Origin of the sequence: Herbaspirillum sp. B65, assembly GCF_000333555.1 — a bacterium.
Taxonomy (GTDB): Bacteria; Pseudomonadota; Gammaproteobacteria; order Burkholderiales; family Burkholderiaceae_D; genus Herbaspirillum; species Herbaspirillum rubrisubalbicans.
This window is the reverse complement of record NZ_BADI01000085.1, coordinates 24,382-32,292: the sequence shown is the minus strand read 5'-3', so window position 1 is coordinate 32,292 and position 7,911 is coordinate 24,382. Positions and strand designations below refer to the sequence as shown.

General features: G+C 62.5%; 9 protein-coding genes. 5 read left to right on the top strand and 4 right to left on the bottom strand.

Features of this window, described 5'->3' with window-relative positions:
• The 5 genes from I5W_RS02620 to I5W_RS02600 all read left to right on the top strand — a co-directional run.
• The coding region (locus I5W_RS02620; protein WP_044528062.1) for an alpha-hydroxy acid oxidase at positions 1–985 on the top strand (985 nt) is incomplete at its 5' end.
• A gap of 38 nt (positions 986–1,023) precedes the next feature.
• Positions 1,024–1,707, top strand: a complete 684-nt coding sequence (locus tag I5W_RS02615) for an amino acid ABC transporter permease (RefSeq protein ID WP_017451850.1) — start codon at positions 1,024–1,026, stop codon at positions 1,705–1,707.
• A 12-nt stretch (positions 1,708–1,719) separates the two neighbouring features.
• Positions 1,720–2,367, top strand: coding sequence for an amino acid ABC transporter permease (locus tag I5W_RS02610; RefSeq protein ID WP_017451849.1), 648 nt, complete (start codon positions 1,720–1,722; stop codon positions 2,365–2,367).
• Positions 2,351–3,079 (top strand): amino acid ABC transporter ATP-binding protein, encoded by a 729-nt coding sequence (locus tag I5W_RS02605; protein ID WP_017451848.1) that lies wholly within the window; start codon positions 2,351–2,353, stop codon positions 3,077–3,079. The genes I5W_RS02610 and I5W_RS02605 overlap by 17 nt, the downstream gene beginning before the upstream one ends.
• A gap of 57 nt (positions 3,080–3,136) precedes the next feature.
• Positions 3,137–3,946: a transporter substrate-binding domain-containing protein gene (locus I5W_RS02600; RefSeq protein WP_044528058.1), complete on the top strand. Its 810-nt coding sequence runs from the start codon at positions 3,137–3,139 to the stop codon at positions 3,944–3,946.
• Between the two features lie 84 nt (positions 3,947–4,030).
• Here I5W_RS02600 and I5W_RS02595 read toward each other — a convergent pair whose 3' ends face one another.
• From I5W_RS02595 to nudB, 4 genes are all read right to left on the bottom strand, one after another.
• Positions 4,031–5,206 carry an acetyl-CoA C-acetyltransferase gene (locus tag I5W_RS02595; RefSeq protein WP_017451846.1) on the bottom strand — a complete coding sequence of 392 codons (1,176 nt, stop codon included), beginning with the start codon at positions 5,204–5,206 and terminating at the stop codon, positions 4,031–4,033.
• A 136-nt stretch (positions 5,207–5,342) separates the two neighbouring features.
• Positions 5,343–6,506 carry a phospholipase D-like domain-containing protein gene (locus I5W_RS02590; protein ID WP_044528057.1) on the bottom strand — a complete coding sequence of 388 codons (1,164 nt, stop codon included), beginning with the start codon at positions 6,504–6,506 and terminating at the stop codon, positions 5,343–5,345.
• 2 nt (positions 6,507–6,508) lie between these two features.
• The gene (locus I5W_RS02585; RefSeq protein WP_017451844.1) at positions 6,509–7,306 is read right to left on the bottom strand and encodes an endonuclease/exonuclease/phosphatase family protein; all 798 of its coding nucleotides are present in this window, start codon (positions 7,304–7,306) and stop codon (positions 6,509–6,511) included.
• A 54-nt stretch (positions 7,307–7,360) separates the two neighbouring features.
• Positions 7,361–7,864, bottom strand: a complete 504-nt coding sequence (gene nudB / locus I5W_RS02580) for a dihydroneopterin triphosphate diphosphatase (RefSeq protein WP_044528056.1) — start codon at positions 7,862–7,864, stop codon at positions 7,361–7,363.
• Positions 7,865–7,911: the final 47 nt, after the last annotated feature.

Genomic DNA, 7,911 nt, shown 5'->3' with positions numbered 1-7,911 from the left:
GGATGTCTCGGTGCGCCGCCAGGCACGCAAGCTGTTGGGCCAGGAGATCGCTTCGCCCTTCCTGATCGGCCCGACCGGCTTCAGCGGATTGCTGGCCCGTGAGGGAGACGTTGCCATGGCAAGCGCAGCTGCGGGCGCCGGCATTCCCTTTGTCTTGACCAATGTGTCCACCACCTCGCTGGAAGAGGTGGTGCGCCGTTCCGGGGCGCAGGTGTGGCAACAGGTCTACCTGTATCGCGACCGTGCTTTCGTGGCCAGCGTGGCAAAGCGCGCGCAAGCCGCAGGCATCGACACGCTGGTGCTCACCACCGATAGCGCCGTCTATGGCAAGCGCGAATGGGACGTGCGCAACTTCAGCAGTCCGCGTCGACTGGACTGGCGTAACAAGCTCGATGTGTTGTGCCATCCGCGCTGGCTCATCGACATCCTCTACCCGCACGGCTTTCCCCGCTTCGCCAACCTGGGCGATCTGCTGCCGGCCGATCAGACCAGCGTGCGGGGCGCGGCGGCATCCATTCTCGGCCAATCACTGTCCCCGGCGCTGGACTGGAATGATGTGCAATGGCTGCGCGGCATCTGGGCCGGCAAACTGATCTTGAAAGGCGTGATGCAGGTGCAGGATGCACAACGCGCCGTGGCGCTGGGCGTGGATGGCATCGTCCTCTCCAACCATGGCGGACGCCAGCTCGATGGCGCCTTGTCGACGATGGATGTGCTGCCTGAAGTCGTCGCTGCCGTGAAAGGACAACTGACGGTGATGCTCGACGGCGGTTTCCGACGCGGTGCCGATATCGTCAAGGCCATCGCCCTGGGCGCCGATGCCGTCCTGCTGGGTCGTGCCACCACCTACGGCTTGGCCGCGGGTGGCCAAGCGGGTGCCGCGCGTGCACTGGACATCCTGCGCAGCGAAGTGGACCGCGTGCTGGCGCTGCTGGCTTGCCCGGATATCGATCAGCTTGATGCAACCTACCTGCGCCGACTCTAGACGCAACAGTCCTTTCATCCCGAGAGCGAGGAGCAGACATGCATTACGAATTCGATTTCGCCAGCGTCGCCGCGCACTGGCCGCTACTGTTGCAAGGTGCCTGGAGCACGATACAACTGTCCTTCCTGGCCACGCTGCTGGGCTTCTTGCTGGGCGTGGTCTGTGCGGTGGCACGTGGCAGCCGCCATGGCTGGCTGCGTGCTGCAGTGGGCGGCTATGTCGAACTGATCCGCAATACCCCGCTGCTCATCCAATGCTACTTCCTGATCTTCGGGCTTTCGTCGGTGGGGATCACCATGCCCGTCATGGCGGGCGCGACGATGGCACTGGTCATCAATATCGGCGCCTATAGCTGCGAGATCGTGCGCGCCGGCATCGAGTCCATCCAGCATGGCCAGATCGAGGCCGCGCATTGCCTGGGGCTGTCGCCGCTGCAGGTGTTGCGGCACGTGGTACTGCAACCGGCGGTGGAGCGCGTCTGGCCGGCCCTGACCAGCCAGTTCGTCTTGATGATGCTGGCCTCCAGCATTCTCTCTTCGGTGGGCGCGGAAGAATTGCTGGGGGTGGCCAATCGCGTGCAGTCCGATACCTTCCGCAACTTCGAGGTGTTTCTGGTGCTGTGGGTGCTCTATCTGGCTCTGTCCTGCCTGATGCGGGCCGGTTTCTGGATGCTCGGGCAACTGGCCTTCACGCGCCGGCGCAAGCTTGGCACTCCCCTTTGAAGGAGAGCAAGCATGACGCATGAACAGTTTCTTTCCTTGCTGCAGGGCGCCTGGGGCACGCTGCTGCTGTCAGCGCTGACGCTATCGCTGGGCGCGATGGCGGGTCTCATTCTGGCGCTGGCGCGGGTCTCGCCCCTGGCAGCCGTACGGCATATGGCCAGCGCCTGGATACAACTGATTCAGGGCACGCCCTTGCTGGTCCTCATGGGGATGTGCTTCTACGGCCCGGCACTGGCCGGCATCGGCACGGTCGATGCATTGCCGGCGGCGGCCACGGCGATGGTGATCTACGCCAGCGCCTTCCTCGGCGAGATCTGGCGCGGCTGCATCCAGGCCGTCCACAAGAGCCAGTGGGAAGCCGCCGAATGCCTCGGACTCACGCGCTGGCAGCGCATGTGGATGATCGTCCTGCCGCAAGCCCTGCGCATGGCCACGCCACCGACCGTGGGTTTTGCGGTGCAAGTGATCAAGAACACCTCGGTGGCTTCGCTGGTGATCGGCTTTGCCGAACTTTCCTACAACGCCAAGGTAATCAACAACTCCACCTTCCAGCCCTTCCTCTACTTCGGCAGCGCCGCGCTGTTGTATTTCGCCATGTGTTACCCCCTGTCGCGCTGGAGCCGGGCGCTAGAAAGGAAACTTCATGCACACCATCGTTGAATTGCAGGCCGTCCATAAACGCTTCGGTAACAACGCCGTATTGCGGGGCGTCTCCTTCAAGGTCGCGCGCGGCGAAGTGGTCGCCATCATCGGCAAGAGCGGCTCGGGAAAGAGTACCGCCCTGCGTTGCATCAACCGGCTGGAGCAGATCGACGCAGGCCAGATCAGCGTCTGCGGCCATGCCGTCCATACCACGCAACTCGATCTGCGCGCCTTGCGCCGCGATGTGGGTATCGTCTTCCAGAGCTACAACCTGTTTGCGCACCTGACCGTACTGCAGAACATTACGCTGGGTCCGACTGCCGTAAAGCGCCTGGCGCCCGCGGAGGCGCAGGAACTGGCGCGGCAGGTGCTGGAGCGCGTCGGCCTGGGCGACAAGGCACAGGCCTATCCCGAACAGCTTTCTGGTGGCCAGCAGCAGCGGGTGGCCATTGCCCGCTCGCTGGCGATGCAGCCGCAACTGATGCTGTTCGACGAAGTGACCTCGGCACTCGACCCGGAACTGACCGGCGAGGTGCTCAAGGTCATGGAGCAGATGGCGGCCGAAGGTATGACCATGATCCTGGTGACGCACGAGATGAGCTTCGCACGGCGCGTAGCGGACCAGGTGATCTTCATGCACCAGGGCCAGGTGTGGGAGCAGGGTGGGCCCGACATCCTTGACTCCCCAGCCACACCGGAACTGCGCAACTTCGTGGGCACCGGTCTGTAACGCAAAAGCTATCCCCCGCCACCGTTGTTCCAACCCCAACCAAAAAAGGAGCGAGACATGCCTATCCCCTCATCCCCTAAACGGCGCCTGCGCGGCGCGCTGCTGGGCCTGCTGCTGCTCGGCGCCAGTACGGCACAAGCAGATCAGCTCGATACCATCATGGCCGCCAAGAAACTGCGCGTGGCCATCGACCTGGCCGTCCCTCCCTACAGCATGAAAGACGACAAGCTCAAGCTGATCGGCTCCGATGTCGAAACCGCACAGCTCATGGCCAAGGACTTCGGGCTGGAACTGGAAGTCGTGCCCACGACGCTGACCAACCGGGTGCCCTTCCTGCAGACCAACAAGGCCGACGTGGTGATCTCGGCCTTTTCCATCACACCCGAGCGTGCCAAGGTCATTGATTTCTCGGTGCCTTATGCCCCCATCCTGGTGGTGGTCGGGGCGCCCAGGAGCATGAAGATCACCAGCCCTGCCGACCTGGCCGGCAAAAAGGTCATCGCCACGCGTGGCACCACCAATGATCAGGAGTTGACCAAGATCGCGCCAGCATCGACCACCATTACGCGCTTCGACGATGACGCCACCTCGATGACAGCGATGGTCAGCGGCCAGGCCGACATCTGGGTCACTTCACCCATGCTGCTCAAGGTCGTCAATGAAAAGAATCCGACGCGAGATATCGAGAATAAGCTCACGCTCAAGGCCAACCTGCTGGCGGTGGGACTGCGCAAGGGAGAGCCACGCTTGAAGGAAAAGATCGATGGCTGGATACGCGCCAAACTGGGCAACGGTCAGCTCAACGCCATCTATAAGAAATATCACCATGCAGAACTGCCGCCGGAGATTCTCAATCCGGCAAGCTGAGAAGTGCCATCGATCATTCGGACGCAAAAAAAACGCCGGCTCGCAAGCCGGCGTTTCCTCTTCAACACACGACCGATAATCGGATCAACGCTCCACTGCCAGCGCCACACCCATGCCGCCACCGATACACAGGCTAGCCAGCCCCTTCTTGGCATCACGGCGCACCATCTCATGCAGCAGCGTCACCAGCACGCGGCAGCCGGAGGCGCCGATGGGGTGACCCAGCGCGATGGCGCCGCCATTGACGTTGATCTTGCTGGTATCCCAGCCCATCTGCTTGTTCACCGCAATGGCTTGCGCGGCGAAGGCTTCGTTGATTTCCATCAAGTCCAGGTCCTGCGGGGTCCAGCCGGCCTTCTTCAGGGTCAGCTGCGAGGCCGGCACCGGGCCCATGCCCATGATGCTGGGGTCCAGACCCGCCGAGGAGTAAGCCTTGATCTTGGCCAGCACCGGCAGGCCCAGTTCAGCGGCCAGCTTGGCCGAGGTGACCACCACCGCAGCGGCACCATCGTTGATGCCCGAGGCGTTGCCCGCCGTCACCGTGCCGGCCTTGTCGAAGGCCGGACGCAGTGCGGCCAGGGCTTCGGCAGTCACGCCATGCTTGACGAATTCATCGGTGTCGAAGACCACGGTTTCCTTCTTGCCCTTGATCTCGATGGGGACGATCTCATCCTTGAAGCGGCCGGCCTTCTGCGCCGCTTCGGCCTTGTTCTGCGACGCGGCGGCGAAGGCATCCTGTTCTTCGCGGCTGATCTCGAACTTCTTGGCCACGTTCTCGGCCGTGATGCCCATGTGGTACTGGTTGTAGACGTCCCACAGGCCGTCGACGATCATGGTGTCGGTCAGCTTGGCGTCGCCCATGCGGAAACCGTCACGCGAGTTGTTCAGGACATGCGGCGAGGCGCTCATGTTTTCCTGGCCGCCGGCGATGACGATCTGGGCGTCGCCGCAACGAATGGCCTGGGCCGCCAGTTGCACGGCCTTCAGGCCGCTGCCGCAGACCTTGCCGACCACGAAGGCCGGGACCATGTCGGGCAGGCCGGACTTGATGACCGACTGGCGCGCCGGGTTCTGGCCCAGGCCCGCGGTCAGCACCTGGCCGAGGATGACTTCGCTGATGGCTTCGGGCTTGATGCCGGTCTTGGCCAGCAAGGCCTTGATGACTTGCGCACCCAGATCGGCTGCGGCAATCTTCGACAAGGATCCGCCGAACTTGCCGATCGCCGTTCTCTGTGCTGCGACAATGACCACATCATCCATAACTCGCTCCTTTTATTGAAATAGCAGGAAGCCGTAGCGGCTGCCCTTGGAAAACCGGGATGGTCATCTTAGTCCATTTCAGCTGGGAATGCGATATGGTGAATTTTCGGTACATCAAGTGAGCGCAAGATAAGGCTCAGGCGTCTTTTCCCAGCGTGATGATATGAATTACCGTGCGATAAAGGAGGAAGGCAGCACCATAGGCGGCGCGCTTGTACCAGGGCACGTGCAGGAAGTCCGCCAGATGCACCACCCGCCCGTGCGCCGCCCCCGCCTCGATCTCCTGGCGCAAGTAACCGGCGAAGGCGGTATCCTGGATCACCACGTTGGCTTCCTGGTTCACGAACAATGACAGACCATCGTAATTGCTCGATCCGACCGTGGACCACTTGTCGTCGATCACGGCCACCTTGGCGTGCAGTTCGGTATGGGTATATTCGACGATGCGCACCCCCGCCCGCAGCAGCTTGGGATAGAAGGAATGCGCCACCGCATCCTGCATCACGAACTGGCCCACGCCCAACAGCAGGGTGACCTTCACGCCGCGCAGGGCAGCCTCTTCCAGTGCCCGGCGCATCTTGCGACCGGGGGCGAAGTAAGGATTGGCGAGGAAGGCGGTTTCGCGCGCACGTCCCAGTGCCTGCAGGTAGGCGCGCTGGATGGTACGGCGGTTGCGGAAGTTGTCGCGTACCACCAGGGCGGCCTGGGTCTGGTCATGCACCGGCCCGGGATGGCCGTGACGCAAACGCCTGAAATTGCGCCAGCGCGCTTTCAACTTCATATGGCCCACGCGCAGCCATTGCGCTTGCACTTCACGATAGACCTCTTGCACCAGCGGACCGATGATGCTGACCGCAAAGTCCCAGCGCGGCGCCGGTAGCGGCGTGACATGGTCGCGGTCGGAGACCATGTCGTCATTGATATTGAGTCCACCGACGAAAGCCACCTGGCGATCCACCACGCACAGCTTGCGATGGCTGCGCGCCACGCCACGGCGAAACCAGGGATTGAAGGAGCGATGCTGGACGCCGGCCGCGCTCAGGGCGAGGTGCAGTTTCTTAGTATTTTCCCGACCGGTTCCCAGCCAGTCATTGATGACGTAGACCACTACGCCACGCCCAGCGGCCCTTTGCAGCGCTTCGCATACCAGCACACCGGTGTCATCCAGCGAAAAAATATAAGTTTCCAGGTAGATCTCGACGCGTGCCGCCTCGATGGCGTTGATCAGTGCCGGATAGAAACCCGCGCCACTGTGCAGCAGCGCGATCTGGTTGCCGTCGGTAAAGGCGAGGTGGCGCAAGGTCAGGCCAACTGCAGTTCGGTGACGATGGGCGCATGGTCCGACAGGCGCGCCCACGGTCCATCCTTCAACACCTGCGCCATTTCCACACGGAAACCACGCACGTAGATACGGTCCAGTCGCAGCCACGGCATCATGGCCGGGAAGGTGCGCGCCGGGCGGATCGGCGCCGACAGGCCACCCAGCCGGCGCAAGCCCTGCATCACACCACGTGCAGTCGGTTGCGGCTGGTCGAACACTTCCACCACCCCCAGGTTCTGGTACAGCGTGCGGCTCAACTGATTGGTCCAGTCGTTGAAGTCACCGGCAATCAGCAGTGGGGCATCAGGTGGTGAGGAAGTGCTGACCGCCTGGATCAGCGCATCGGTCTGGCGACGCCGGCCATTGGCGAACAAGCCCAGATGGATCACGTAGCAATGCACCTCCACCCCTTCCACCGGCACCACGCAATGCAGGATGCCGCGCGATTCATAGGCGTGGTCAGAGACATCCTGATTGCGGATGGAAGCGATTTCAAAGCGCGAGATCAAGGCATTGCCGTGGTGACCGTGGTCGTAGACGGCGTTCATGCCGTAGGCGGCGTGGTGCGTGTCGCCGGCCAGGAATTCGTGCTGGCCCTGCTGTGGCCAGTTGGACGCATGGCGCAGGGCATTGAGGTCATGCCGGCCCTGCACTTCCTGCAGGAACAGGATGTCCGGGTCCAGTTGCGCCAGCGCCTGCTTCAACGCCAGGATGCGCGGGCGTCCGGCGAACGAGGTAACGCCCTTGTGGATGTTGTATGTAGCAACGCGCAGCTTCATCGATGCAGCCTTTCTGTTGTTCTTGTCTGGACAGCCCTGGCGCCATGCAGACGGCTACCTGGCCAGATAGCTGGGCAACTGCAGGATCGCCTCTGCATTGGAGGGCGAAAAGCAGCGGTCGGCCGCTTCGCGATAGGGTAGCCAGGCATAGCGGGTATGCTCGCGCGGGGCCAGCGTAACCGGGATGTCGCGCGGCACCAGCAGGCCAAAGACGTGCTCGGTATTCTTGGTCACGCCCGGCGCATAGCGATGCCGCCAGACCGGATAGATTTCATAGATGTTGGAAAGTTGCCAGTCGCGCAGATGCGCGCGCGGCACGCATCTGGTTCCATCGCTGCCCGATTCTACGCTGCCATCGGTGAGGACGATGCCGGTTTCTTCCTCCACTTCGCGTCGGGCAGTCTCCGACAGTTCTTCGTCGAGACTATCCTTGGAGCCGGTCACCGATTGCCAGAAACCGGGCTGGTCGGCGCGTTCGATCAACAATACATGCTGATCGGCGCTGTGGATCACCACCAGCACCGATTCGGGAATCTTGTAGGGCTTGGCTTGCGTCATGGCCTGTCCGTGATGCGGGAAAGGCTCCATTGTATCGGGACGGCGTC

Coding starts and splice junctions, on each gene's coding strand:
- I5W_RS02615 (WP_017451850.1), top strand. CDS start 1,024: ATGCATTACGAATTCGATTTCGCCAGCGTCGCCGCGCACTGGCCGCTA.
- I5W_RS02610 (WP_017451849.1), top strand. CDS start 1,720: ATGACGCATGAACAGTTTCTTTCCTTGCTGCAGGGCGCCTGGGGCACG.
- I5W_RS02605 (WP_017451848.1), top strand. CDS start 2,351: ATGCACACCATCGTTGAATTGCAGGCCGTCCATAAACGCTTCGGTAAC.
- I5W_RS02600 (WP_044528058.1), top strand. CDS start 3,137: ATGCCTATCCCCTCATCCCCTAAACGGCGCCTGCGCGGCGCGCTGCTG.
- I5W_RS02595 (WP_017451846.1), bottom strand. CDS start 5,206: ATGGATGATGTGGTCATTGTCGCAGCACAGAGAACGGCGATCGGCAAG.
- I5W_RS02585 (WP_017451844.1), bottom strand. CDS start 7,306: ATGAAGCTGCGCGTTGCTACATACAACATCCACAAGGGCGTTACCTCG.
- nudB (WP_044528056.1), bottom strand. CDS start 7,864: ATGACGCAAGCCAAGCCCTACAAGATTCCCGAATCGGTGCTGGTGGTG.